Source organism: Olsenella profusa DSM 13989, assembly GCF_030811115.1.
GTDB classification, from domain to species: domain Bacteria; phylum Actinomycetota; class Coriobacteriia; order Coriobacteriales; family Atopobiaceae; genus Olsenella_F; species Olsenella_F profusa.
This window is the reverse complement of the sequence record NZ_JAUSQK010000001.1, coordinates 1883509-1908481: the sequence shown is the minus strand read 5'-3', so window position 1 is coordinate 1908481 and position 24973 is coordinate 1883509. Positions and strand designations below refer to the sequence as shown.

The following is a 24973-nucleotide window of genomic DNA, read 5'->3' as shown; positions in this document are numbered from 1 at the left end:
CCTATCCCTTCACGGCGCCGGCCGCGACGCCCTTGATGATGTACTTCTGGGCACACAGGTAGAAGACGATGACCGGGACGATTGCCAGAAGGACGAGGGCCATCGTGGCGCCGAGGTCGACCGTGCCATAGCTACCCTTGAGATACTGGATGTGGATGGGGATGGTCCGGTACGTATTGATGTCGAGCACCAGGTAGGGCAGGAGATAGTCGTTCCACACCCACATGATCTCCAGGATGCCCACGGAGATGAGCGTTGGCCTGAGTATGGGCAGAACCACGGAGAAGAACGTGCGCAGAGGTCCACACCCATCGATGGCGGCCGCCTCCTCGATCTCGATGGGGATGGTCTTCATGGCGCCGACGAACATGAAGATGGCCAGGCCCGCACCAAAGCCGAGGTAGACGATGGGGATGGTGTAGGGGGTGTTGAGCTTCAGGGTGTCCGCGGTCTTGGAGAGCGTGAACATGACCATCTGGAACGGCACGACCATCGAGAAGATGCACAGGTAGTAGATGACCTTGCAGAACTTGGAGTTGACGCGCGCGACGTACCAGGCGGCCATCGAGCAGAAGAGCAGGATGAGGAAGGTGGACACGATGGTGATGAGCGCGCTGTAGAAGATGCACATCAGGAAGGGATAGTTGCCAAAGGTCATGCCATTGACAAAGTTGGAGAGGCCCGCGAAGCTCTCCTCCGTGGGCAGTGCAAAGGTGTCGGTCTTGACGTAGGTGTTGAGCTTGAACGAGTTGATGATGACGGAGACGACGGGCAGCACCCAGATGACGCATACGACGGCAAGGATCACCGACAGGATGGTCTGCGTGCGCCGTTCGCCCCCCACGGCCGTCGAGGACGTGGTAGCCATTACTGCTGCACCTCCCTCTTGCGGGTGTAGGCGAGCTGCGCCAGGCCCATGGCAGCCACCAGGACGAAGAAGGCGACGGCCTTCGCCTGGGCCACGCCACGGGTCGTCGCGCCCGAGGTGTAGAACGTGTTGTAGATGTTGAGGGCCAGCATCTCGGTCGACCTGAAGGGCTGGCCACCCGTGAGCGCGAGGTTCTGGTCAAAGAGCTTGAAGCCGTTGGTGAGCGACAGGAAGGTGCAGATGGTGATCGAAGGCATCACGTTGGGAATGATGACCTTGAAGAGCGTCTGCATCTTGGTGGCGCCATCGATCTTGGCGGCCTCGATCATGTCCTCGGGCACCGCCTGGAGCCCGGCGATGTAGATGATCATCATGTAGCCGATCTGCTGCCAGCACATGAGGATGATGAGTCCCCAGAAGCCATAGGTCGTGTCCAGCAGGATCGACGTGCCATAGGCCTGCAGGATGCCATCGAAGATCATCGACCAGATGTAGCCCAGCACGATGCCACCGATGAGGTTGGGCATGAAGAAGACCGTGCGGAAAAGGTTGGACCCCTTGATGTTCTGGGTGAGGGTGTAGGCCACCGCGAAGGCGATCACGTTGATGACCACGAGGCTGATGATGGCCGTCGCGGCCGTGTACCAGAACGAGTACTGGAAGCTGGAGTCCGCAAAGGCCGCGACGTAGTTGGAGAGGCCCACGAACGTCGCATGGCTCGTGGTCTTGAAGTTGCAGAACGAGAGGTAGATTCCCTGGATGAAGGGCCAGACGAATCCGATGACGAAGGCGATGGTCACGGGCCCCATGAAGAGCCAGCTCCAGCGCTTGGTCGCACGCATCTGGGAAGTACCTCGCTGTGGTTTGATGTTCATGGCATCGCTTCCCCTTGAGAGAGGGAGGCTGGGATGCCGCCGGCACCCAACCTCCCATCGAATCGCTCACGACACAGGACGGTCACGGGAGCCGGGGGCTAGCCGTTGGCCTTCTTGTACTGCTCGGCCCAGCCATCGACGAACGCGGTCCTGACGCCCTCCCACGTGGAGTCGGAGGGGCTGTCGTTGTATGCGTTGAGGGCGGAGACCAGATTCGAGCGGAACTCGTCCACATTGGGCGTGTAGCTGAAGTTCCAGGTCATGATGTAGTTGCCCCTGTCCTCGTACGTCTGCTCCTGGGCATAGAAGGGGTCGGCGGACTCGGGGGCGTCCTTGTAGGGCAGGACGCCAAGCTGATCGACCAGGGTCTGTGCGGCCTCGGAGTCGGAGACGAGCCAGCACATGAAGTCCATCGTAGCCTTCTTGTCCTCGTCGGACGCATTGTCACTGATGGCCCAGCAGTTCTCGGTGCCGCAGTTGAGCGCCGCCTTCTCCTCACCTTCGACGCCACCGTAGTACGGGATGCAGACGGCGTTGGGGACCTTGTCCTTGATGTCGGCATAGCCGAAGGTTCCCGTGAAGAAGAACGCGGCCTTGCCGTCGGTGAACTGGGTCAGCGGGTCGTGGCCGCCCGTCGCGAGCGAGCTGGGCTCGACGGTGCTGTTGTTGATGGCAAGGTCGTAGAGGTTCTTGTAGTTGGGAAGATAGGTTCCCTTGATGGTGGACGGAGCCTCCTTCCAGCCACCGTCATCCCGCGCCTCGTAGAACAGGGCGAGGTTCGTGAGGTGGCCGGTGATGCGCCAGCTCGAGGAGGAGTCCATGTCGGTGGCGACGAAGGCGTCGAAGCCGTTGGCCGCGGCCTTCTTGTGCATGTCCTCGACGACCGCCTTCAGGGACGCGAAGTCCTTGATCTCGTCCACCGAGTGTCCGGCCTTCTTGACGAGGTCGGGATTGACGACGATGCCGAAGCACTCGTAGCAGTACGGGATGGAGACGAGCTTGCCGGAATCGTCGCTGAGGTTGTAGTCCTCGGTGGACAGCAGCTTGGCGATGTCGGTGTCCTTGAGGTCCATCGCGTAGTCGCCCCACTCCCTGACGCCGGCGGTGTTGCCGATGACGAAGAGCGTCGGAGCGTCGGACTTGTCCATCTCGGAGGTGAGCGTCTGCTCGTAGGTGCCCGAGGCCGCCGTGGTGATCTTCACCTTGACGTTGGGGTACTTGTCCATGTACTTCTTCGCCAGGTCCTGGATTGCCCCGTCCATCTCGGGCTTGAAGTTGAGCCAGTACACGTTGCCCGAACGATTGGAGTCGTCAGAGGACGAGCCGCCACCGCCCCCATTGCCGCACGCCGCCAGGCCCGCCGCGGCCACCAAGCCGGCACCGCCCAGAAACGTCCTCCTCGTTACCCGCCCTGCGCTGATGTCCATGTCCTTCTCCTTCCACGGTTCCTTATGTCTTTCTGCTCGCATACACACGCCATCAGGGCGTGGATGTGCCAGGGGGGCGCACGAGGGTGCCCCCCGTGCGAAGGTCGGTGGCCAGGCGCACGTGCCGCGCCTGGCCGCGTCCCTCGATCTGGTCGATGAGGATCTGTGCCGCGCGCTCGCCCATCGTCTGGGTGGGCTGCACGAGCGTGGTGAGCGTCGGGACGCTGTAGAGCGAGACCTCGAGGCCATCGATGGCCACGAGCGACACGTCTTCGGGAACGCGGCGCCCAGCCTCGGCCAGGGCCTTCATCGCGGCCAGGGCCATGGCGTCGGATATGGCAAAGATGGCCGTCACATCGCGGCGACGGCCCACGAGGCCGGCCGTCGCCTCGTAGGCGGAGGCCATGGAGAAGCTCCCCGTCTCGAGCACGAGTCCCTCGTCCAGTGGGACCTTGGCCTTCCCCAAGGCGCTCCTGAAGCCCTTGTAGCGCAACTCGCTGATGGACTGGTCGTCCGTGGCCGGCGTCAGCAGGGCTATCGTACGATGACCCGTATCCAGCAGCAGCTGCGTGGCGCGCTCGGCCTCCGCCACGTCATCGATGGATACGGACGAGTAGGTGCCGCGGTCGAGACTCCCGAAACAGTTGGTGAAGGTGCAGCAGGCAAAGGGCACGCCGATGACGGCCCCCGTCGACGCGTCGTAGTCGAAGTGGCCGCCCAGCAGGATGACGCCCTTGAGACGCTTTGACTTGACGAGCGCAGCTGCCTGCCCCACCTCGTCGGCGTCGTCGGACAGCTGGCACATGACCATCGCATAGCCGGCGAGCTCGCACACCTCCTCGATGGCACGAACGATAGGCACGTAGAAGGGGTTGTCGGCACCGCGGACGATGACGCCGATGGAATCCCCCTGAGGGTGCACGAGATCCTGGGCGGCCTTGTTGGGCACGTAGCTGAGTTCATCGATGGCAACATGCACCCTCCTGCGCACCCGCTCGCTCACGTCGGGGTGATCGTTGATGACACGTGACACCGTGCTCACGGACACGCCGCACTGCTGCGCGACATCCCTGATGGTCACCATGCCTGTCACCCCTTTCGCCTCGACGCCATGCGCGGGGCCGTATGCGGACACGCACATAGGGCACATCCCTATCATAGGGCATGGAGCCGCATGGCGCGACGACGCGGCCAACACGGGCCATCCCCCAACGTCTCCTGGAAACGTTACTGGTAACGTTTCCAGTCCGTAGTTCGCATTTTACGGAGTTCACTTCGGTGTCACGCCAGGATGAGCGCTCGCTCCGTCGAGCGTCACGATTTCGCCGTCAGACGGTAGTGACGGGAGCGGATGACGCGCTCGTGAGGGCCATCTGGGGCAAGACCGGAGTAAGCTCGTGGGCACCTACGTTCCCAACCCCCACGAAACGGACGCCCATGGCCTGTGACACCGACCCCATCCTCCAGAGGCAGGTCATCTATTCCCTCTTCGTGCGCAACCACACGACCGAGGGCACCTTTGCGGCCGTCATCGACGACCTTCCCCGCATCCGCGCGCTGGGGTGCGACTTCATCTGGCTGCTGCCCATCCATCCCATCGGCAGGCGGGCGCGCAAGGGCTCCCTCGGCAGCCCCTATGCCATCAGGAACTATCGCGCCATCAACCCGGAACATGGCACGCTTGGGGACTTCGAGGCGCTCGTGGGCGCCATCCATGCCCGGGGGATGAAGGTCATGATCGACGTGGTCTACAACCACACCTCGCCCGACTCCGTGCTCTTCGCCGCGCATCCGGAGTGGTTCTATCATCGCGCGAACGGCAGGCCGGCAAACCGCGTGGGGGACTGGTCGGACGTCATCGATCTCGACTATGCCCATGAGGATCTCTGGGACTACCAGATCGAGACCCTCTGCCAGTGGGCGCGGCTGGTGGATGGCTTCCGCTGCGACGTTGCCTCCTTCGTGCCCATGGCGTTCTGGGAGCGCGCCCGCAGGGCCGTGGAGCGCGTGCATCCGGGACTCGTGTGGTTGGCAGAGACGGTGCACCGCTCGTTTGGCTCGGCCTGTCGCAGGGCAGGCAGGTACTGCGCCACGGATGGCGAGGCCTTCGGGGCCTTCGACATGGAGTATGCCTATGACGTGCAGGAGGCCTTCGAGCGCCACCTTGCGGGGGCGATACCCCTGAGCTGCTACCTCGACCTGTTGGACTTCCAGGAGAACGCCTACCCACGTACCTATGACAAGCTGCGCTTCCTGGAGAACCATGATGTGGAGCGCATCGCGGCGCGGGTTCCTGACCCACGCGCGCTCCGCAACCTCACGACCCTGCTCTACCTGACCAAGGGAACGACCCTCGTCTATGCCGGACAGGAACGTGCCCTCTCGCATCTGCCCAGCCTCTTCGACCGAGACCCCGTGGACTGGACGGCTGGCAGCGATCTGTCAGGCCTCATGCGTGCCCTCGCGGACATCAAGCATGGATACCTGGGCGCACAGGACCAGGTGTGCTATCGCGCGGATGACGCGCATGACATGGCGATCGTGGATCATCGCAGCGAGGACGGGCGGCTCGTGGGCATCTGCTCGCTCAAGGGGGAGGCGGCCAAGGTCGAGGTGGACATGCCCGACGGACGCTACCGCAACCTCATCGACGGCGGCATCGTCACCGTTGCCGACGGCTCGCTCGCCTGCACGGGCGACCCCCTGGTTCTCCATGCACCCTGAGGAAGGCGCAACGACCCACGTCCCGTCCCACGGGATGCCGTTCATGCCGTGGGTGCATGGCGGAACCCGCGCGCCAAGCACCCCGCATGCCACGAGCCATGCTACGAGAGCGCGGCCACCGCAGCCTTGAGCTCGTCCGTTCGGTTGACGGCCTCCCAGGTGAAGTCGGGATCGGTGCGGCCGAAGTGGCCATAGGCAGCCGTCTTCCCATAGATGGGGCGGCACAGCCTGAGGTCGCGGATGATGGCGCCGGGACGCAGGTCGAAGACCTCGCTCACGGCTCTGTCGAGCACGGAGTCATCGACCGTCGCGGTGCCGAGGCTGTCCACCATGATGGAGAGCGGCTGGCTGATGCCGATGGCATAGGCGAGCTCCACCTCGCACTTGCGGGCAAGGCCTGCGGCGACGATGTTCTTGGCAACCCAACGGGCCGCATAGGCGGCGGAGCGGTCGACCTTGGTGGGATCCTTGCCCGAGAAGGCACCGCCGCCGTGACGGCCCATGCCACCGTAGGTGTCGACGACGATCTTGCGGCCGGTGAGACCGGTGTCACCCATGGGACCGCCGACGACGAAGCGCCCGGTGGGGTTCACGTAGATGGCGGCGTCCTCCCAGGCGATGCCGACCCCATCCAAGATGGGCCGGATGACATGCGCGATGATGTCCTCGCGGATCTGGCCCAGCTCCACATCGGCGGCATGCTGCGTGGAGACCACGATGGCCATGACCTCCTTGGGACGGTCGTGCTCGTAGCGCACCGTCACCTGGGTCTTGCCGTCGGGGCGCAGGTAGGAGAGCGAGCCGTTCTTGCGCACCTCGGCCAGGCGCTGGGCCAGGCGCTGCGCGAGGTAGATGGGCATGGGCATGAGCACGTCGGTCTCGTCGGTGGCATAGCCGAACATCATCCCCTGATCCCCGGCACCGATCCTGTCGATGGCGTCCTCGTCGTCCGCACGCGCGAACGTGCCGTCCACGCCCTGCGCGATGTCGGGAGACTGCTCGTGGATCATGTTGATGACGCCGCAGGTGTCGCAGTCGAAGCCGTACTTGGCGCGGTCGTAGCCAATGCGGCGCAGCGTCTCGCGGACGACCTGCTGCACGTCCACGTAGGCCTGGGTACGCACCTCGCCCATCACGGCGATGGTGCCCGTGGTCGTGAAGGTCTCCACGGCGCAGCGCACGTCATCGAGGCGAGCGGGAATGCCCGTGGGGGAGACGTACCCCCTCTTCTCCAGCCGCGCCTCCTTCTCGAGGATGGCATCGAGCACGGCATCCGATATCTGGTCGCAGATCTTGTCGGGATGGCCCTCGGTAACGGATTCCGAGGTAAAGAGGTAGTTCTGGTGTGCCATGAACGTTCCCTTCCGGCGCGACGCGCCTCTTGGGGGCAGAGCCCCACCTATATGAGGGGATACCGTGTCACTGGCACCGCTCCCCCGTCTTCCAGCGCACGCCCGTGCGCTGCCGAGATGTGGCACCATGCGGATGCTGGTTGTCGGAGCGTCAACGGGCTCGGTCCCTCGGCTCTATGCGCTGCACCAGGGCATGCGCCTCTCGACGAGCAGGGCTAAGCCTACGGCAACCTGCCTGTCCTTGTAAATAGGCAGGGGCAAGAATTTCGAACCTTGGTCAAAGGCAGGAAGTCGCACGCGCCGCCCAGGACAGGGCTGCCTATCTGACGCCGATGCCTTCCATGAGCTGCCGAAAGAGCGTCGTTCCCAGGCTCTCGGAGCCCGCAGCACGGCCCTCCCGCAACGAGACACTGATGGTCGCGAAGCTCATGCATCCGCAGAGCATGCTGGCAGCAAGCTCGCTGTCCACGCTCTCGCTGATGAGACCCTCGCGCTTGCCACGCTCGACCTGGTCGCAGATGATGGACGTCAGGCCCCCGAAGCGCTCCTCGATCTGAGGCAGCATGTTGTCACGCGCCTGCAGCAGCTCGCGGATGACCGCGAGCACGAGCGTGCCCTCCCCGATGAGGGACTGCTCGAACGCATCGCACATGTCGCAGAGGGCATCGCACGCACTTTCTGCGCCATCCCCCACCTCGCGCAGACGCTGCGAGAAGTCCTCGAGCGCCTGCGAGAACACGGCCTCCACGAGGTCATCCCTGTTGCGGAAGTAATAGTACAGGGCACCCTTGGACATGTGGCACATCTCGGAGATCTCGCTCATCTGGAAGTTGGTGCCCACCCGCCGCATGATCAGCTTCGAGGCGGCCTTGATGATGCGCTCGCGCGTGGCGGCGCTCTTCTTGGTCTTTGACGAAAAGCGCGGGCTATGGTGCTTGCCGATACTCTCGATGTGCCTCTCGATTGCCTGGTGCGTGGCCTCTCGGACGTCGTGCACCCCATCGAGCAGGGTGCCACCGGTGGCGTCCAAGAGGAGGTTCTGTGACAGGGAACTCATACCGCAACCCCCTCGCGTAGCCTCGTCGTCCTACAGATCAACCAGCGGGTGCAGGTCGTTCATGGTCACGAGACGGCGACGGCGCGCCGCAAGGCAGGTGATGAGGAACGATATGCCACCAAACAGTAACAGGATAGCCACATCCCCCGTCACAAGGGAGAGGTCAATGCCGCGAGTAGCGATTCTGAGCGCGTGAACGACGTATGTCATGGGCATGTAGGGACTGATCGCCTGGAAGACGGAGGGCTCCGTCTGGATGGGGAACGTTCCTGCCGCGCTCGTAAGCTGCAGCATGAGCAGGATGACGGCGACGAACTTTCCGGGGAAGCCCAGAACGGCCGTGATCATCTGAATCATCGCGCAGAACACGGCGCTCGCAAGGATGATGAGCAGGTAGAAGGCGGCGACGTGGATGATGTCAAGCTGGAGCGGGAACTGAACGACGAGACCGAGGATGATGGATTGGATGATGCCCACGATGAGCCAGGGCACGAGGCCCGAGAACGCGGCGACGACGGGGTTGGCGCCCGAGCAGATGAGCCTGCGATTGAGCGGCTTCAGGATGAACGTCATCACGAGGGCGCCGACCCAGAGCCCCAAGGCAATGAAGTAGGGGGCGAAGCCCGTGCCGTAGTTGGCGACCGTGGTGTAGTTGTCGGTGGCAAGGGCCACCGGCTGGCTCATCATGCTGGCCCGCTCGTCAGCGTGGGCCGTCTGGTCGGCCACCGTGGCCGCACCACTCTCCAGGCCGTCGGCAAGGGTCTTGGATCCGTCATATGCCGTGTCGGTCGCCCCTGCGAGCGTGGTTGCGCCATCGGAGAGTGCCGCGGCACCCTTCGCGAGAGAGGTAGCGCCATCCGCCGCCGTGCCCAGCCCACTCGTGAGCGTGGCGGAGCCCCGGGACAGCAGGCCAAGGCCGTCGGCGAGGGTGTGGGCGCCCGGGCGAACGGAGCCCAGGCCCGCGGCGAGCGTGTTCGAGCCCCTGTTCAGCAGGCCCAATGCCTCGGCGAGGGTGGTCGCGCCCCCTTTCGCGGACTGCGCGCCATCGGAGAGCTGGCGCGCGCCCATCGAGAGCTCCTCCGCCCCACCCACGGCGGCCCTCATGTTGTTGTCCACCTGCGTGGCCCCCTGCGAGAGACGTACGATGCCACCGTAGATGGTGGGTGCGCCCGTGCCGTCGGTGGCCTGGGTAAGCTGCTGGGTCACCGTGGTGGCACCCTTGGCCACCTCCTGTGCGCCATCGGTCAGCTTCTTGAGGTCGTCCTTCTTGTCCGAAAGGCCACTGACGAGCTTCTGCGCACCGGAAATGGCCTGCTTCGAGCTTTTGAGCAGCTTGCTCGCACCGTCAACCAGCGACGTGGAGCTCTGCTGGATGCCTTCGAGGTCCTTCTTGAGGCTTTCGAGATCTTGGCTCAGGGAGGATGAACTCAACGCCTTCATCTTGTCCCCCGCGGACCGCACGGACGCCGCGGACCTCTTTGCACTGTCCGACGCGCTGGCGGCACTCTTCTGGGCACTCTGGAGCGCCTGATACTCCGTGGCGGTGATGGTGTAGGTGTTCGTGCCGTCCTTGCTCTGCTGAGGTGAGATCTGCGACAGGGCCTGGGCGGCCGCGCCGGCGGACTTCGCGGCATCTCCGGCCTGCGTGCCCGCGCTGCTCAGGTCGCTCGAGGCACCAGCCATGCCCTTGGTGAGCGCGGCGGCATCGTCGTGGGCCGCCTGCGCATGGCTCTGGAGGGACTTCCCCGATTGCGTGAGGGACTTCCCCGGCCCCTCCTCGAGCTCCCCCATCTGATGCTGCAGGTCGGTGGTGGTACTGTCGAGGCTGCTGACCTGATCCTGGAGGCCACCGAGGGTGTCCGAGAGCTCGCTCACGCCATCAGACACCTGCTGGGCACCGGGCCCAAGCTTGGAGATGGTGTCGCGCTGGGCCATGAGCTGCGCCTGCAGCGCCTGGGCGCCCTGAGCCACCTGTCCGGTGCCCTGTCTCTGCAGCAGGCTCAGCTTGCTCGCAAGCTCCTTGGAGCCCTGAAATTCGCGACCCAGGCCGTCCATGAGCGTGGTCATGCCACCGGAGAGCTGGGTGGCGCCATTCGCTGCCGCTGCAGTGCCGCTGGCAAGCGTCTGCGCGCCGGCGGCCGCGGCATCCGTACCGTCCGCAAGGGCACGGGCGCCTTGGGCGGCGGTGTTCAAGTTGGTCGTTATCCTCTGGGAGCCGGCCTGGGCGGAGCCCACGCCGGCGGCAAGCGCACTCGCACCGTCCCGTGCCGTGCCCGCGCCCTGGGCGAGCGTGGCGGCACCATCAGAGATTTGGCCCAGCCCGTCCTCGAGGTCGAAGGCCCCATCCGCCGCACGACGGATATCGCGACCCGACGCGTTGATCTTGTCGAATATCTGCACGTAGTAGTTGTCACCCACGGCATAGTTGGTCTGGGCCGTCACCTCGCGAAACACCGACTTGCCCAGGATGGACGAGAGGTAGTTGTTGGCTTCGTTCGCCACGAACACGAGCTTGGCCTGCGTGGGCTCGCTGCCGTCCGCCGAGGCGATGTTCTGCGAGAAGTCCTGGGGGATGACCACCTTGAGGTAGTAGGTGCCATCCTCGATGCCGCGCTGTGCCGTGCCGTCATCCACGAAGCTGTAGTCGAGCGACTTGCTGTCACGCAGGCGGGCCACCAGGTCCTCCCCTGCATGGATGGTGCTGCCATCCGAGAGCGTGGCGCCTTGGTCCTCGTTGACGACAGCCACGGGCAGCGTGTCGAGCTTGCCATAGGGATCGTAGAACGCCATGAGATAGAGCACGCCATAGACCAGCGGGATGATGGCGATGGCAGCCATGGCCAGCTTCATGCCAACGTTGGCGCGGGCGGAGTGGAAGTCGAGGAGGGAGAAGCGCAGTCCCCTGAATGGGTTTTCCATGTTAGGCAACCTCCTTGTCGTGCTTGCGCGCCCAGGCGGCCGCCTGGGCGCGGGCATCGTCGTTGATGCACGTCGCGCCGTCGAAGAGGACGGCGAGGTCGTAATCGGTCACACCGCAGCAGATGGTGGTACCCATCGTGTGGGCAATGCCGCGCAGCTCGCCGATGAGCTTGTGCGACTGGTGCTCCGTGAGCGAGGATTCGATGTCATCGACCACCAGGAGACGCGGGTCGTGGGCCATGCCCAGCGCGATGCCCAGCCGGTCGAAGGTGTAGCGATCGAGCTCCTCGATGCTGGTGTCGGCCACGTCGGCGAGGTCCCAGGCCTCCAGGAACGCCTGCGTCGCCGCGTGACCGGAGCGCTTGCCCGCAAGCCCCAGCTCCGCAGAGGCCACCACATGCACGCGCAGAACCATCTCCACGTCGTTGACGTTCTCGAAGAAGCCCAGGCTTGCAAAGGGTCGCACGTGCGACAGCCCGACGAGCGTGTCCGCCGTGACGCCACCCACCGTGAGCGTGCCGCGAGTGGGTCGCATGCGCCCTGCGAGCGTGAGCAGAAGCTCGGTCTTGCCGCTGTTGTCGGCGGCGCACACGGCATGTGCCGTACCGGCGGCAACGTCGATGTCAACGTTCTCGTACGACTTCACGCGCGCACTCAGCTGCGACAGCCCCCGTGCCCGAATGAAGGGCCTTGCAGCCAAAGCCCCTTGTGGTCTGCTGGCTTCCACGTTCTCCTCCTCGTACATGCGAGCCCCTCCGCCTTCACAGGGGCTCCGCAACGGTATCGTGACGAATGCCCAAGAATTTTAAATCGAAGTCGAAAATTTTTCAACGTCGATTCAAAAAAAGACAGAGGGGAACACGCGACAATCCCCAACGCGGCTCGTGCCCTCTCGTCAAGGGAGCAAGCTATACTCAAGTGATTTGCAATCTCGGCGAGAGGCATTGTCTTGAGCGACCAGAACACTCCCGTGCGCGTGCGCTTCGCACCCTCCCCCACCGGCAAGCTGCACGTAGGCGGCGCACGGACGGCCATATACAACTGGGCCTTCGCCCGTGCCAACCACGGTACCTTCATCCTGCGTATCGACGATACCGACCCCACCCGCTCCACCGAGGAGAACACGCAGGTGATCTTGCGCGCCATGCGCTGGCTGGGGCTGGACTGGGACGAGGGGCCCGCGGTAGGAGGCGACTATGGCCCCTACTGGCAGACGCAGCGCCTCGCCCTCTATCACGAGGCAGCCGAGCGTCTGGTGGCAAAAGACAGGGCCTATTACTGCTTCTGCACGCCCGAGAGGCTCGCCGCGGACCGGAAGACGGCCGAAGAGCGCCATGATCCCTTCCAGGGGTACCAGCGCACCTGTCGCTCCATCGATCCCGTCGAGGCACGGCGTCGCGTGGATGCCGGTGAGCCACACACCATCCGCATCAAGGTGCCCGAGGATCGTGGTGACGTGGCCATCCATGACGCCGTGCACGGCACCGTGACCTTCAATGCCCGTGAGCTGGACGACTTCATCATCGTGCGCACCGACGGCACTCCCACCTACAACTTCACGACCGTGGTCGATGACACCCTGATGAGGATCACCCACGTCATCCGCGGCGATGACCACCTCTCCAACACGCCGCGCCAGGTGATGGTCTATGAGGCGCTCGGAGCCCCCACGCCCGCGTTCGCACACATCTCCATGATCCTGGGGCCTGATGGCAAGAAGCTCTCCAAGCGCCATGGGGCCACCTCCGTGGAGGAGTACCGCGACCGCGGCTATGATGCCGACGCGCTGGTGAACTACCTGGCCCTTCTGGGATGGGCGCCCGACGGCGAGACCACCATCGTGCCGCGCGACATGCTCGCCCGCGAGTTCTCCCTGGAGCATGTGTCCAAGAACCCCGCCACCTTCGACTTCAAGAAGCTCGACTGGATCCAGCAGCAGTACGTGCAGGCCATGAGCGACGAGGAGTTCGTGTTCCAGCTGCTCATGCCCGAGCTCGTGGGGGCCGGCCTGGAGCGCGAGGCGGATCCGGCGCATCCCAAGGCCTGGTACCTGCTGCTCGCCAGCATCCTCAAGCCCCGCACCACCCTCGCGCCCGACGTGGTGGAGAAGTCCCGCTTCCTCTACGAGGGCGAGGACGTGACGTTCGACGAGAAGTCCGTGAGCAGGAACCTCTCCAGGGACGGAGCGCACGCCGCCCTCGAGGCCGCGCGTGAGGCGCTCCTTGACGTTGCGGCGGACGGCTGGCACGCCGCCGCCATCGACGCCGCCCTGGAGCCGCTGCCCGAGCGCCTGGGCACCACCAAGCGTAAGTTCTACGGGGCCGTGCGCGTCGCCGTCTGCGGCAACCAGGTGTCGCCGCCCCTTGGCGAGTCGCTGGAGCTTTTGGGCCGCGGCCTTGCGCTCGCGCGCCTGGAGAAGGCGCTGCCGCTCGCACGCTAGGGAGCGGTGGATGCGGCGGACGGGCGCCGACTGGCGAGCGGCCTAGGCCCACTGTTCTCTCTGCACCAGGCGTGCCTGACGAGTCGTATGCAGTCTCTCGCCCCCATCGCCTGAGTCGTTCGCAATGCTGATGGCTCTCAGGATGTTAAAGGCCAGGTAGCCGTAGTGTGGTCACATCATTATCTGCAGATACCGAGTGATAGTCTGCGAACGACTCCCAAACGGGTGGGGTACTTTTGCGAACGACTCGATGAGGCTAGGGACGGTGTCGGGAGATGCGCTTGCGCACGGCGGCCCCGCTCAGCGTGACGCCTCCGGAGGCAGAGCCGCCCGAGGGCCTACCGGGCCTACTCCTGCCACGACGACGGGCGCGCAGACGCATGCGCAGCTTGCGCACGCGATGGTAGATGCTCTCCCCCCCAGTGGAGCGCAGGCCCAGGATGGGGGCGGCCAGAAGCGTGGGGCCAAAGAACGTGACGATGCGCCATACGAGGAAGCCCGCGGATGCCGCCTCCCCGAACAGGCCACCAAAGAACATGAGGAAGCCGCCCTCGGCACCACCCGTGCCACCGGGCAGCGGCACGGCGGACGCCACCATCTGCACCATGGAGCCTGCCGCCAGGCAGTCCAGGAAGTCCGCCTCAACGTCAAACGCACGCAGCACGAACCAGGGGATCATGTAGAGGCACGCCAGCTGCAGCATGGTCACCACAAGGGTCAGCCCCATGTTGGGAAGGTCGCGCGCGGCGTGGCGGAAGGTCTCGGAGAACTCCCGCACCTGCACGTTGACCATGTCGTTCCAGTGCTCGGGGTCCTTGAGCCACCTATGACGGGTGGCGACGCGCAGCAGGGCGTTGCCCACGCGCATGACGAAGCGGGGACACAGGCATATCACGAAGAGGCCCGCCAGCTCGACGAAGTGCACGCCAAACACCACGAGGTTGAGGATGATGATGTCCCCGAACGTCTCGAAGAAGTACTCGAGCTTGGCGACGAGCATGATGGCGGCAAAGAGCACCACGCCAAACTGGAACATGATGAAGCGCGTGAACTCCGTGGCACCGGCCTCGCCCACATCGAGCCCCGTGCGCGTGAGGCGATAGATCTGTGACGGCACGGCGCCGGCCATCATGGGCGTCAGGTTGCCAAAGAACACGCCCGAGCTCTCGACGCTCATGAGGTCGCGCACGCCCACCGGCGAATCGTGGTCGAGGTAGACGGCGATCACATAGGCGAGCACGCCGAAGATGAAGTAGAGCAGGTAGCACCCGCATGCGGCGACGACCCACGGCAGGGCAACCGATGAGAGCGCGTCCAAGAAGGTGGCCATCTGGCCGGAGAAGATGAGGTAGACGATGTAGATGCCCACGACGACCGCGAGGAAGAGCGCCCCCTTGCGCGCCTTGGCGTCACGCTCGCGATCGTCAGAGACCCCCTCGGGAATGTTCTCGGGGGCGACATGCGGTGCCGCGACCTTGACGGCGACCTTGGGATGCGCCGCCTTCATCTGGGGCCTTGCCGTGGGGTTCTCTGAGACGGCAGCCTTGACGTCCTGTGCTTTGGGCGTTTCCGTGGACATGCGTCCCAGCGTCCCCAATCTGCCGGCAGAGCGGCGCAAGAGTTGCAATGAATTGACAGTAGAAGTGTACCCTCTCGCGGTGCCTGGGGCGACCGGGCGGCAAGAGTCACGCAGGAGTTATGGACAAAAGATATTCACCCACAACTCTTGCGTACAAGGCACGTTTCCCGTATAGTTCCATCTTGCGCTCACGCGCCTGGACACAGCATTGAGCCGTCGTCTAATGGTAGGACAGCGGATTCTGGTTCCGTCAGTGGGAGTTCGACTCTCTCCGGCTCAGCCATGTGCTCCTGTGACAGGCAGATATGGCCCGTTCGTCTAGCGGTTTAGGACGCCGCCCTCTCAAGGCGGAGATCACCAGTTCGAATCTGGTACGGGCTACCATCTGTTGCTCGGCCCGTTCGTCTAGCGGTTTAGGACGCCGCCCTCTCAAGGCGGAGATCACCAGTTCGAATCTGGTACGGGCTACCACAAGGTAGGCAGGCTATCGGCACAGCCCGATAGCCTGCCTTTTTGCAGTGGCCGTCATCCTCCGATCTCTGTCAGTTACGAACAAGGCAGCAATTCTGATATCTATAGCGTAACAGCCAAATTTAGCCATTCATTCTCAAAGTAGTCAATGTCAAGGCGCTTGACCTCGAAGGAAAACTCGGTCGAGACGCCCACATATGCGATAGACCCCGCGGGACACACGATCCAAAAGCTTCGCGCGGTTGAGATAGGAGATTGCCCAGCCAACGCGGCTTTCGTAGACAGGTACGCCGCTCGACGTGGCCTCCGCAAGCTCGTCTGAGGTGAGGCCTAACCTTTCCGCCGCTAGGTTCCTTACCTGCTTGCGACTGCGCTTCTCTCCGTTCCCCATATATTTGAGGACAATGCCGAACATGTCCGTCTGGGTTGGTAGCGCCATGACAACCGCTTCTTCCGCTCTCACCGCTGATGGGCGTGACGATTGTACAGCACCCTCTCCTTGAGACGGAAACGCATATTCGCCGGAACGAATAATTTGCCTCGCACTGATCCTTGTGGCACCGGAAATCGCGCGGAGGTGCACGCTTAGGCCCCAAGTGCGCGATGCTCTGCACGGCGCCGTCCGGATGGGTAGCTCTGGGTCGCCTCGTATGGCACCATAGCGTGCCCGCGGAGGGGATAAGACGCCTCTTTTACGGGAGGAACACGGGTCGAAGGACGGGAGACCGTCCGACCCAGCACGCACTTGGGGCCTAAGCGTGCCATCGGGTCGGACGAACGGGTTCCACAGGCGTATCCGATGGCAGCGGGGCGCTGGCGGAGGGACGGTTCCGGCAGGGTCCCCGCCCTGGCACGGGTGCCCGCCACAAGGCAGCCTGCGCCAGCGGGCACCACGGGCCGGCACACGGCACCGCAAGTGCCCCCGCTATGCCTGATGGGTGGCCTCGGCCATCCGTCGCACGTACTCCTCCACCACCGGCACGCTGCCCTCGCCGTGCTCGGCGACGAGCCGCACGATGGCGGAGCCCACGATGGCACCGTCCGACGATGCGGCCATCATGGCCACCTGCTCGGGCGTCGAGATGCCAAAGCCCACGGCGCAGGGGACGCTCGGGTTTGCCTCGCGGATGAGGGCGACCATGGCATCGATGTCCGTGGTGATCCGGGAGCGCACACCCGTCACGCCCAGCGAGCTCACGATGTAGACGAAGCCCTGGGCATCAACCGCGATCTCGCGGATGCGGTCGTGCGAGGTGGGCGCGATGAGCGAGACCAGCTCCAGGCCCGCAGCCGCTAGGGGCTCCGCGAACTCGGGCTTCTCCTCGTGGGGGACGTCGGGCAGGATGACGCCATCCACACCCGCCCCGGCCGCGCGGGCGGCAAAGCGCTCGAGACCGTAGGAGAAGAGCACGTTGGCATAGGTCATGAACGCCAGGGGCACCCGCACGCCCCGCGCGCGCAGGCGCGCCACCAGCTCAAACACGTCATCGGTGGTCACGGCACCCCTGAGCGCACGGATGTTGGCCTCCTGGATGGTGGAGCCCTCCGCCGTGGGGTCGGAGAAGGGGATGCCCAGCTCGATGAGGTCGGCCCCGGCACGCTCCAGGGCAACCACGAGCTCCTCGGTGACCCCGATGGTGGGGTCACCGCAGGTGATGAACGGTATGAAGGCCTTGGCGCGGCTGCCGTCGGCAGCGGTGAAGGCGGAGGCGATGCTAGTCATGAAGATCCTCTCCCCGATAGCGGGCGATGGCCGCGACGTCCTTGTCGCCACGGCCCGAGAGCGTGACGATGATGACCTGGTCCTTGTCCATGGTGGGCGCGATCTTGATGGCGTGGGCCACCGCATGGGCGCTCTCGATGGCGGGGATGACCCCCTCGGTGCGGCTCAGGTACTCGAAGGCGTCCACGGCCTCGTCATCGGTGACGGGCACGTACTCCGCGCGGCCGGAGTCGCGCAGCATGGCGTGCTCAGGCCCCACGCCCGGGTAGTCCAGGCCGGCACTGATGGAGTACACGGGCGCGATCTGCCCGTACTCGTCCTGGCAGAAGTAGCTCTTCATGCCATGGAAGATGCCGAGCGACCCCACGGACATGGTGGCTGCCGTCTCGGTGGTGTCCACGCCACGACCGGCCGCCTCGCAGCCGATGAGACGCACGCCCTCGTCATCGATGAAGTGGTAGAAGCTGCCGATGGCGTTGGAACCGCCGCCTACGCAGGCCAGCACCGCGTCGGGCAGCCTGCCCTCGGCCTCCAGGCACTGCTGGCGCGCCTCGCGCGAGATGACGGCCTGGAAGTCGCGCACCATCGTGGGAAACGGGTGTGGCCCCATGACGGATCCCAGGCAGTAGTGGGTGTCGTCGATGCGGCTCGTCCACTCGCGGAAGGTCTCGGAGACGGCGTCCTTGAGGGTGCCGGTGCCCGACGAGACCCCGCGCACCTCCGCACCCAGAAGGCGCATGCGATACACGTTGAGGGCCTGGCGCTCCATGTCCTTCACGCCCATGTAGACCACACACTCCATGCCGAAGAGGGCCGCGGCCGTGGCGGTTGCCACGCCGTGCTGACCGGCGCCCGTCTCGGCGATGAGGCGCGTCTTGCCCATGCGCTGGGCGAGCAGGGCCTGTCCTAGCACGTTGTTGATCTTGTGGGCACCGGTGTGGTTGAGGTCCTCACGCTTGAGGTAGACCTTGGCGCCCCCAAGGTCGCGCGTCATGTTCCGGGCACAGTACAGCAGGCTGGGACGACCTGCATAGGTATTGAACAGGTTCTCGAGCTCGGCCACGAAGGCGGGGTCGTCCCTGTACCGGTCGTAGGCCTCCTCCAGCTCCAGCACCGCGTTCATCAGGGTCTCGGGGATGTACTGGCCTCCGTGGATGCCAAAGCGCCCCCGCGAGTCGGGCGAGTTGCTCATCGTGCGCTCCTCACTGCGGCCACCGCCGCCTTGATCTTCTGTGGGTCCTTGTGTCGGTTCGTCTCGATGCCAGAGCTCATGTCCACGCCCCAGGGTGAGAAGGTGCGCACGGCCTCCCCCACGTTCTCGGGCGTGAGCCCGCCTGCGAGCATGAAGGGACGCCGGATGCCGCCAGCGAGCGCCCAGTCGAAGCGCTCCCCCGTGCCCCAGCCGTTGTCCAACAGCACGAGGTCGGCCCCGGAGGCGTTCGCCCGCTCCACATCCCTCTTCGTGCGCACGCGAAATGCCTGGATGATGGGGGCATCCGTGAGCGTGCGCAGGCGCGCGAGATAGCGCTCGTCCTCACCGCCGTGCAGCTGCACCACCTCGATGCCCCCCTGCGTGAGCGCCGCCACCCGCTCGGGCTCCTCGTCCACGAAGACCCCCACGGCACAGATGGCAGCTTCCAGGCCCGCCACCAGCTCCCGCAGGCGCTCCGGCGAGACGCTGCGATGCGAGCGCGGGAAGTCCACGACAAAGCCGCAGAGGTCGGGCGCGGCCTCGTTGACGGCGGTGATGTCCGCCTCGCGGGACATGCCGCAGAGCTTGACGTGCGTGGCCCCTGGCGCGCCATCCCGCACCGTGGCAAGGAGCTCGTGGGCGCGATCGCGCGCCGCGCTCACGTCCCTCATCGCAGCTCACCTCCCGCCACGGTGCGCATCTGGGCGAGTAGGGATACCTTGTCCCCGGCACGCATGAGGAACTCCCCCACCAGCGCGGCGTCGGCGCCCATGCGGGCGATGGTCGCCACGTCATCCAAGCTCCCCACCCCGCTCTCGGCCACGTAGACGGCATCGGAGGGGATGAGCGCGCGCATGCGCCGTGCGTTCCCGAAGTCCACGGAGAAGTCGCGCAGGTCGCGGTTGTTGACGCCGATCACGCGGGCACCCACGCCCACGGCACGCCGGACCTCCTCGGCGCTGTAGACCTCCACGAGCGTGCCCAGGCCCAGCTCCTCGGCCAGCGCCATCAGCCGCGCCAGCTCCTCATCGTCCAGGATGGCGGTGAGCAGCAGCACCGCCTTGGCGCCGGCGAGCTTTGCCTCATAGAGCTGGTAGGCGTCCACGACGAAGTCCTTGCGCATGACGGGCACGGGCACCGTCGCGGCAATCTCCCGCAGGTGGTCGAGGGACCCCCGGAACCACCGGGGCTCCGTGAGGCAGCTGATGGCATCGGCACCGGCCTCCTCGTAGGTGCGGGCGATGTCCACTGGCGAGAAGTCCCGCGCAATGAGGCCCTTGGAGGGGGAGGCCCGCTTGACCTCGCAGATGAGGGAGAGACCCGGCCCGCACAGCGCACGCTCGAAGGCACGCGGATCTCCTGGGGACAGCGCTTGCGCCCGCTCGGCCAGCTCGCCCTCACTCACGCGGAGCTTGGCCGCCGCCACGAGCCGGCGGTTGTGTGCGGCGATAGTCTGGAGGATGTTCTCTGCCATCACGCGTTGCTCTCCCTGACGAAGGCCCCAAGCGTCCTGGTGGCCTCACCGGAGTCGATCTGCGCCTGGGCCAGTGCAATGCCGTCGGCGATGGTGGAAGCCCGCTCGGCCAGATAGAGGGCCGCGCCGGCATTGAGCACGGCCACATCGCGCTTCGGCCCCGTCTCCTCACCTGCAAGGATGTCGCGCGTGATCTGCGCGTTCTCGGCGGGCGTGCCACCCATCACAGCGGACTTCTGGGCACGCGTGAGGCCAAACTGCTCGGGCGTGATGGTGATCGTACGGTAGTAGCCATCCCTGAGCTCGCAGACCTTGGTGGGAGCCGAGATGGAGATCTCGTCCATCCGGTCCTCGCCATAGACCACGAAGGCACGGCGCACGCCCAGGTCGGACAGGACGTTGGCCAAGGGCTCGCAGAGGTAGCCGTCGTAGACACCCAAAAGGAAGAAGCGAGGCCTGGCGGGGTTGGTGAGCGGGCCCAGGATGTTGAAGACGGTGCGGAAGCCCAGCTCCCTGCGGATGGGGCCCACGTACCTCATGGCGGGGTGGTACTTCTGGGCGAAGAGGAAGCTCAGGCCGCAGCCGTCGAGCTCCGCACGCACCTTGCCCGGGTCCTGATCCAGGTTGACACCCAGGGCCTCCAGGCAGTCGGCCGTGCCGCTCTGGGAGCTGGCCGCCCGGTTGCCGTGCTTGGTGACCTTGGCGCCCGCCGCGGCGCAGAGGAGGGCCGCCGTGGTGGAGATGTTGAAGGTGTTGGAGCGGTCACCGCCCGTGCCCACGATCTCGAGGGTCTCTACGCCCGGATGCTCGACGGGCGTGGCGATCTCGCGCATGGCGCAGGCACAGCCGCTGATCTCCTCGATGGTCTCGGCCCGGGTGTTCTTGGTGGAGAGCGCCGCGAGGAATGCCGCGTTCTGCGTGGGCGTGGTCTCGCCACGCATGATCTCGCCCATCGTCTGGTAGGCCTCGTCGTAGCTGAGGTCTCCGTGCTGGACGACCTTGTCGATGGCTTCCTTGATCATGGTCATGTCCCTTCTCGTCGTATGGCTCGATGGCTAGCGCACGAGCGCCAGGAAGTTCCTGGCCAACTGTGCGCCTGCGGGCGTGAGGATGGATTCCGGATGAAACTGCAGGCCAAACGTGGGGTGCTCCACGTGCTGCACGGCCATGACCGCGCCATCCTCGGTCTGTGCCGTCACCTTGAGGCACGGGGGCAGGCGCGTGGCGTCCGCCTCGAGCGAATGGTAGCGTCCCACCTGCATGGGCTGGGCGATGCCGTCAAAGAGCGGGCAGTCGTCGCGGGCGTGCGCAGGGGATGCCTTGCCGTGCATGATTTCCGCCGCATAGGTGACGACGCCGCCCAGCGCCTCACAGACGGCCTGATGGCCCAGGCAGACCCCCAGGATGGGCACGCTCCCGGTCAGGCGACGCACCACGTCCTCGCAGATGCCCGCCGCAGCCGGTCGTCCCGGACCCGGCGAGAGCACGATGGCCGCGGGCGCGAGCGCGGCGAGCTCATCCACCGCCAGGGCATCGTTGCGCACGACCCTGATGTCCGGACGGACGGCACCCAGGAGCTGGTACAGGTTGAACGAGAAGCTGTCGTAGTTGTCGATGAGCACGATCATCGGTCGAGCCCTCCCTCCGCCTCGTGCAGCGCCTCCACCACGGCGCGCGCCTTGTTCACGCACTCGCGGTACTCGCGCTCGGGCACCGAGTCCATCACGATGCCCGCGCCGGACTGCACGCACACCTGGCCGTTCTTCTTGTAGGCCAGACGGATGCCGATGCACGTGTCCAGGTTGCCGGCAAAGTCCAGGTAGCCGATCGCCCCGCCGTAGATGCCGCGCTTGGCGCCCTCGAGGTCCTGGATGATCTGGCAGGCGCGCAGCTTGGGTGCCCCCGAGAGGGTGCCCGCCGGCAGGATGGAGTCCACGGCGTCCACGGCATCGGCCTGTGGATCGATCGTTGCGGACACCGTGGAGCCAAGGTGCATCACGTGCGAGAAGCGCAACACCTGGTGGTAGGCGTCCACGTGCACGGAGCCCAGCGCGGCGATGCGGCCAAGGTCGTTGCGCCCCAGGTCGACGAGCATGTTATGCTCGGCAAGCTCCTTCTCGTCGGCACGCAGGTCCTCCTCGAGCCGCGCGTCCTCCTCGGGCGTGGCGCCACGTGGCCGCGTGCCCGCCAGGGGATAGGTGAAGAGCCGCCCGTCGGTGAGGCGCGCGAGCGTCTCGGGCGAGGCGCCGGCGATCTCGATGTCATCGCTCGTGAAGTAGAACATGTACGGCGACGGGTTCATGCTGCGCAGCGCGCGATAGGTGTCGAGGAGGCTGCCCGTGGCGGGCGCGCGCAGGGGGTTCGAGAGCACCACCTGGAAGATGTCTCCCTCATGGATGTGGTGCTTGGCCGTGGCGACCATGTCCACATACTCCGCCTCGGAGAGCTTCGGCGTGAGGTCGCCCTCGAGGCGGAGCGGATCGAACTCCGCGCTCTCACCGTTCCTGATGAGGCTCTCCAGGGCGTCGAGCTGACGTGCGGCCGCCTGATAGGAGGTGGCGACCGCCACGTCGTCGCCCGTCACGTCCACGCTGGCGATGAGCACGACGCGCTGGCGGTAGGAGTCGAAGACCACGAGCCTGTCGAAGAGCATGAGGTCCATGTCGAGGAAGTCCTCGTGTGCGAGGTCCGGATGGCGCAGGGTGGGCTCGGCGTACTTGAGGTAGTCGTAGGCGAAGTAGCCCACGAGGCCACCGCAGAACGGTGGGAAGCCGGAAAGCTGCGGTGCCCGGTGCTCGGCGAGCACCTGGCGCAGGTAGGTGCCGGGGTGCTCCACCTGGCGCACCTCGAGGGTGGGCTCGCCGCCCTCCACGTTGGTGCGCACGCGCAGCTCGCCATCCAGGCAGGTGATCTCCCGGCTGGGATCGAAGCCGATGAAGGAGTAGCGGCCCAGGTGCTGGTCGGGCTCGGCGCTCTCGAGCAGGAACACGTGATGGCTTACCGCACGCAGGCGCCGACACACCTCGATGGTGGTGAAGGCATCGGCATAGAGCTCGCGTCGCACCGGCACCCGGCAGTAGGGGCCCGAAGCGGCAATCTCCTTGACCTCGGCAAGGGAGGGATGCATCGGTAGGCCTCCTTTCGGGGACGAAAAAAGTCCGTCCCCAACGAACTGCGCGTACAGAACGTCAAGGACGGGCTCTGAGGCTCGCGGTGCCACCTTGATTCACGGTTATCCGTGCACTTTGCGGGATGCCGACACATCCCTGGCAGCTCACGCGTGCCAGACGTCGCAGGCTACTGGGGCAAGGCCCGTTCGCTGCGCCCTCGGCGGCCCACTCGACGCCCCGCATCTCGGCCCGGATCTCAGCTGCCCGGACTCTCTGTACGCGCGTGCGACGTCTACCTTCCGCCTCACAGGTTTGGTGGAGCTATTCGATTGACGAGCAGTGTACGGCACGGGGCCACGCCGCGCCACCCCCAGCGGCGCACACGTATCCAACGCGAAACAATTCCACAGGCGACGTCCGGCCACGCCCACGAGTCGTACGCATTCCTGGTGGGAGTCGTATGCAAAATATCACGGATTTGCTCGCTGAAAAGTGAGTATGCACCTCGATGAACTGCGCATTTGCAGATGCAGTTCTCAGAACATGGCCCCCAAGCTCGCGCATAACCCCCTCACTCCCTCCGCTCCCGGAAGCCGTCGTCGAGCAGCCCCAGCAGGCCGTCGCCCGGCCCGGCCTCGCGCAGCAGCTCCTCGACGCGCTCGCGCTGCCTGACCCTCGCCCCCGTGCGCGCCCTCGGGCTCGCGACGCGGGGCTGCGGGCCGAACGAGGCCTCGAGCTCGGCGCGGGGGACGTGCGGGGCGGCCGCGACGTCGGCGGCGAGCGCGGACGCCGGCGCGGGGCCCCTGTGGCAGTACCTCCAGCTGAACTCGTCGCACACGCCCTGCAGCCTCGCCCGCGACAGCCCGTGGAAGGTGCCGAGGGCGTACGCCTTGAAGTCCGATATCACGTGGTGCACGAGCGCGAGCGAGGAGGCCGGGTCCGACGCGTCGAACGGGCGCTGGTCGAGCCCCGGCCAGCCGCGCAGGCCGGCGGTGACGCCCTGCCACATGTCGGCGCGGACGTGCGAGAGCACCCCCACGTGCTCCTCGGCGAAGCGCGAGTACGCCCCGCCCGCCGCGTCGGGGACGACCCTGAGGGCGCACGTCCCGGGGCCGCCCCGGCCGCCGCGCGACACCGCGCAGATCATCGGCTGCCTGGTGGTCCCCCTGCCCACGGTCCCTGCGGCCGCGGCCCCCACGAAGAAGTCGTCCACCTCGGCCTCACCCGAGACCCGGCCGAAGGCGCCCCAATCCGGCGGACATCGCGCCGCGCAGCCTCAGGACCACGTATCGCGCGGTGGTCTCGCTCGTGCCCAGGGCGCGGGCCAGCTCGGCGGCCGAGACGCCCCTCTTCGAGCCGGCGACGAGCCGGAACGCCAGGAACCACTTCGGCAGCGGCAGCCTCGAGCCCTGCATCGGGGTCCCGGAGGTCACCGAGAACTGGAGCCTGCAGCGGGTGCACTGCCGCTTCCTCGGCCTGCCCGCTACGGGGCTGCACCTGCGGTTGCCGCACCTCGGGCAGACCCAGCCGCCCGGGAAGCGCAGCCGCATCAGCCCCTCCTCGCACGACGCCTCGTCCCCGTGCCTCGCGACCCAGGACAGGAGGTCCCCGCCGCCGCCGTCCGCCGCCGCCACCATCCGCGCGCTCATGCTCGTCATGCCGCCCAGCCCCTCTCGACGCCCTCGCCCTGCGGCACCGATTGTGCGACGGGGGCGCGACACAAATTAGCTGCCCTTATGCGCGAGCTTGGGAGCCATGTCTC

21 protein-coding genes and 3 tRNA genes are annotated in these 24973 nt (G+C 65.8%); 5 read left to right on the top strand and 19 right to left on the bottom strand.

Going from position 1 to position 24973, the window contains the following annotated elements; genetic code table 11:
• Position 1: 1 nt before the first annotated feature.
• The 4 genes from J2S71_RS08800 to J2S71_RS08785 all read right to left on the bottom strand — a co-directional run bounded on the left by J2S71_RS08800 (position 2) and on the right by J2S71_RS08785 (position 4254).
• Positions 2–868 (bottom strand): carbohydrate ABC transporter permease, encoded by an 867-nt coding sequence (locus J2S71_RS08800; RefSeq protein WP_021725769.1) that lies wholly within the window; start codon positions 866–868, stop codon positions 2–4.
• Positions 868–1743 carry a carbohydrate ABC transporter permease gene (locus tag J2S71_RS08795; RefSeq protein WP_307390940.1) on the bottom strand — a complete coding sequence of 292 codons (876 nt, stop codon included), beginning with the start codon at positions 1741–1743 and terminating at the stop codon, positions 868–870. Before J2S71_RS08795 ends, J2S71_RS08800 begins: the two co-directional genes overlap by 1 nt.
• A 98-nt stretch (positions 1744–1841) precedes the next feature.
• Positions 1842–3170, bottom strand: coding sequence for an ABC transporter substrate-binding protein (locus tag J2S71_RS08790; protein WP_307390937.1), 1329 nt, complete (start codon positions 3168–3170; stop codon positions 1842–1844).
• Positions 3171–3222: 52 nt separating this feature from the next.
• A complete protein-coding gene (locus J2S71_RS08785; protein WP_307390933.1) occupies positions 3223–4254 on the bottom strand; it encodes a LacI family DNA-binding transcriptional regulator in 1032 nt (343 codons plus the stop codon).
• 353 nt (positions 4255–4607) lie between these two features.
• Here J2S71_RS08785 and J2S71_RS08780 point away from each other — a divergent pair, with 353 nt between their 5' ends.
• Positions 4608–5894, top strand: coding sequence for an alpha-amylase family glycosyl hydrolase (locus J2S71_RS08780; protein WP_307390930.1), 1287 nt, complete (start codon positions 4608–4610; stop codon positions 5892–5894).
• Between the two features lie 101 nt (positions 5895–5995).
• Here J2S71_RS08780 and metK read toward each other — a convergent pair whose 3' ends face one another.
• From metK to J2S71_RS08760, 4 genes are all read right to left on the bottom strand, one after another.
• Positions 5996–7246, bottom strand: coding sequence for a methionine adenosyltransferase (metK, locus tag J2S71_RS08775; protein ID WP_021725927.1), 1251 nt, complete (start codon positions 7244–7246; stop codon positions 5996–5998).
• 319 nt (positions 7247–7565) lie between these two features.
• Entirely contained in the window at positions 7566–8303 is a 738-nt protein-coding gene (locus J2S71_RS08770) for a TetR/AcrR family transcriptional regulator (protein WP_307390926.1), read from the bottom strand.
• A 30-nt stretch (positions 8304–8333) separates the two neighbouring features.
• Positions 8334–11222: a YhgE/Pip domain-containing protein gene (locus J2S71_RS08765; protein WP_307390923.1), complete on the bottom strand. Its 2889-nt coding sequence runs from the start codon at positions 11220–11222 to the stop codon at positions 8334–8336.
• Position 11223: 1 nt separating this feature from the next.
• On the bottom strand, positions 11224–11967 hold the full coding sequence (locus J2S71_RS08760) for a P-loop NTPase family protein (RefSeq protein WP_307390920.1): 744 nt from the start codon (positions 11965–11967) through the stop codon (positions 11224–11226).
• A gap of 204 nt (positions 11968–12171) precedes the next feature.
• On the opposite strand from J2S71_RS08760, the gene gltX reads away from it, so the two are divergent.
• Entirely contained in the window at positions 12172–13662 is a 1491-nt protein-coding gene (gene gltX / locus J2S71_RS08755; RefSeq protein ID WP_021725900.1) for a glutamate--tRNA ligase, read from the top strand.
• 256 nt (positions 13663–13918) lie between these two features.
• Here gltX and J2S71_RS08750 read toward each other — a convergent pair whose 3' ends face one another.
• Positions 13919–15241, bottom strand: coding sequence for a lysylphosphatidylglycerol synthase transmembrane domain-containing protein (locus J2S71_RS08750; protein WP_307390916.1), 1323 nt, complete (start codon positions 15239–15241; stop codon positions 13919–13921).
• Between the two features lie 209 nt (positions 15242–15450).
• On the opposite strand from J2S71_RS08750, the gene J2S71_RS08745 reads away from it, so the two are divergent.
• From J2S71_RS08745 to J2S71_RS08735, 3 genes are all read left to right on the top strand, one after another.
• Positions 15451–15524, top strand: a tRNA-Gln gene (locus J2S71_RS08745).
• Between the two features lie 24 nt (positions 15525–15548).
• A tRNA-Glu gene (locus J2S71_RS08740) sits at positions 15549–15625 on the top strand.
• A 10-nt stretch (positions 15626–15635) separates the two neighbouring features.
• Positions 15636–15712: transfer RNA gene (locus J2S71_RS08735), tRNA-Glu, on the top strand.
• Positions 15713–15863: 151 nt separating this feature from the next.
• Here the strand turns inward: J2S71_RS08735 and J2S71_RS12340 are convergent.
• The 10 genes from J2S71_RS12340 to J2S71_RS08690 form a co-directional block, all read right to left on the bottom strand.
• On the bottom strand, positions 15864–16127 hold the full coding sequence (locus J2S71_RS12340; protein ID WP_370873238.1) for a winged helix-turn-helix domain-containing protein: 264 nt from the start codon (positions 16125–16127) through the stop codon (positions 15864–15866).
• 510 nt (positions 16128–16637) lie between these two features.
• Positions 16638–17435 (bottom strand): tryptophan synthase subunit alpha, encoded by a 798-nt coding sequence (gene trpA / locus J2S71_RS08730; RefSeq protein WP_307390914.1) that lies wholly within the window; start codon positions 17433–17435, stop codon positions 16638–16640.
• The gene (trpB, locus tag J2S71_RS08725; protein WP_307390911.1) at positions 17428–18627 is read right to left on the bottom strand and encodes a tryptophan synthase subunit beta; all 1200 of its coding nucleotides are present in this window, start codon (positions 18625–18627) and stop codon (positions 17428–17430) included. Before trpB ends, trpA begins: the two co-directional genes overlap by 8 nt.
• Positions 18624–19298 (bottom strand): phosphoribosylanthranilate isomerase, encoded by a 675-nt coding sequence (locus J2S71_RS08720; protein ID WP_307390908.1) that lies wholly within the window; start codon positions 19296–19298, stop codon positions 18624–18626. Before J2S71_RS08720 ends, trpB begins: the two co-directional genes overlap by 4 nt.
• Positions 19295–20101 (bottom strand): indole-3-glycerol phosphate synthase TrpC, encoded by an 807-nt coding sequence (gene trpC / locus J2S71_RS08715; protein WP_307390905.1) that lies wholly within the window; start codon positions 20099–20101, stop codon positions 19295–19297. Before trpC ends, J2S71_RS08720 begins: the two co-directional genes overlap by 4 nt.
• Positions 20101–21123, bottom strand: a complete 1023-nt coding sequence (trpD, locus tag J2S71_RS08710) for an anthranilate phosphoribosyltransferase (RefSeq protein ID WP_307390902.1) — start codon at positions 21121–21123, stop codon at positions 20101–20103. The genes trpC and trpD overlap by 1 nt, the downstream gene beginning before the upstream one ends.
• A 33-nt stretch (positions 21124–21156) precedes the next feature.
• Positions 21157–21729: an anthranilate synthase component II gene (locus J2S71_RS08705; protein WP_307390899.1), complete on the bottom strand. Its 573-nt coding sequence runs from the start codon at positions 21727–21729 to the stop codon at positions 21157–21159.
• Complete coding sequence (locus J2S71_RS08700; protein ID WP_307390895.1) at positions 21726–23228, bottom strand: anthranilate synthase component I family protein; 1503 nt, start codon at positions 23226–23228, stop codon at positions 21726–21728. The genes J2S71_RS08705 and J2S71_RS08700 overlap by 4 nt, the downstream gene beginning before the upstream one ends.
• Before the next feature lie 554 nt (positions 23229–23782).
• Positions 23783–24424 (bottom strand): transposase, encoded by a 642-nt coding sequence (locus tag J2S71_RS08695; RefSeq protein ID WP_307389112.1) that lies wholly within the window; start codon positions 24422–24424, stop codon positions 23783–23785.
• A gap of 7 nt (positions 24425–24431) precedes the next feature.
• A complete protein-coding gene (locus J2S71_RS08690; RefSeq protein ID WP_307389114.1) occupies positions 24432–24869 on the bottom strand; it encodes a transposase in 438 nt (145 codons plus the stop codon).
• Positions 24870–24973 lie beyond the last annotated feature (104 nt).

Coding starts and splice junctions, on each gene's coding strand:
- J2S71_RS08765 (WP_307390923.1), bottom strand. CDS start 11,222: ATGGAAAACCCATTCAGGGGACTGCGCTTCTCCCTCCTCGACTTCCAC.
- trpC (WP_307390905.1), bottom strand. CDS start 20,101: ATGGCAGAGAACATCCTCCAGACTATCGCCGCACACAACCGCCGGCTC.
- J2S71_RS08785 (WP_307390933.1), bottom strand. CDS start 4,254: ATGGTGACCATCAGGGATGTCGCGCAGCAGTGCGGCGTGTCCGTGAGC.
- J2S71_RS12340 (WP_370873238.1), bottom strand. CDS start 16,127: ATGTTCGGCATTGTCCTCAAATATATGGGGAACGGAGAGAAGCGCAGT.
- J2S71_RS08800 (WP_021725769.1), bottom strand. CDS start 868: ATGGCTACCACGTCCTCGACGGCCGTGGGGGGCGAACGGCGCACGCAG.
- J2S71_RS08760 (WP_307390920.1), bottom strand. CDS start 11,967: ATGTACGAGGAGGAGAACGTGGAAGCCAGCAGACCACAAGGGGCTTTG.
- J2S71_RS08700 (WP_307390895.1), bottom strand. CDS start 23,228: ATGCATCCCTCCCTTGCCGAGGTCAAGGAGATTGCCGCTTCGGGCCCC.
- trpB (WP_307390911.1), bottom strand. CDS start 18,627: ATGAGCAACTCGCCCGACTCGCGGGGGCGCTTTGGCATCCACGGAGGC.
- J2S71_RS08720 (WP_307390908.1), bottom strand. CDS start 19,298: ATGAGGGACGTGAGCGCGGCGCGCGATCGCGCCCACGAGCTCCTTGCC.
- J2S71_RS08790 (WP_307390937.1), bottom strand. CDS start 3,170: ATGGACATCAGCGCAGGGCGGGTAACGAGGAGGACGTTTCTGGGCGGT.
- J2S71_RS08795 (WP_307390940.1), bottom strand. CDS start 1,743: ATGAACATCAAACCACAGCGAGGTACTTCCCAGATGCGTGCGACCAAG.
- J2S71_RS08780 (WP_307390930.1), top strand. CDS start 4,608: ATGGCCTGTGACACCGACCCCATCCTCCAGAGGCAGGTCATCTATTCC.
- J2S71_RS08770 (WP_307390926.1), bottom strand. CDS start 8,303: ATGAGTTCCCTGTCACAGAACCTCCTCTTGGACGCCACCGGTGGCACC.
- trpA (WP_307390914.1), bottom strand. CDS start 17,435: ATGACTAGCATCGCCTCCGCCTTCACCGCTGCCGACGGCAGCCGCGCC.
- J2S71_RS08750 (WP_307390916.1), bottom strand. CDS start 15,241: ATGTCCACGGAAACGCCCAAAGCACAGGACGTCAAGGCTGCCGTCTCA.
- metK (WP_021725927.1), bottom strand. CDS start 7,246: ATGGCACACCAGAACTACCTCTTTACCTCGGAATCCGTTACCGAGGGC.
- J2S71_RS08705 (WP_307390899.1), bottom strand. CDS start 21,729: ATGATCGTGCTCATCGACAACTACGACAGCTTCTCGTTCAACCTGTAC.
- J2S71_RS08690 (WP_307389114.1), bottom strand. CDS start 24,869: ATGACGAGCATGAGCGCGCGGATGGTGGCGGCGGCGGACGGCGGCGGC.
- trpD (WP_307390902.1), bottom strand. CDS start 21,123: ATGATCAAGGAAGCCATCGACAAGGTCGTCCAGCACGGAGACCTCAGC.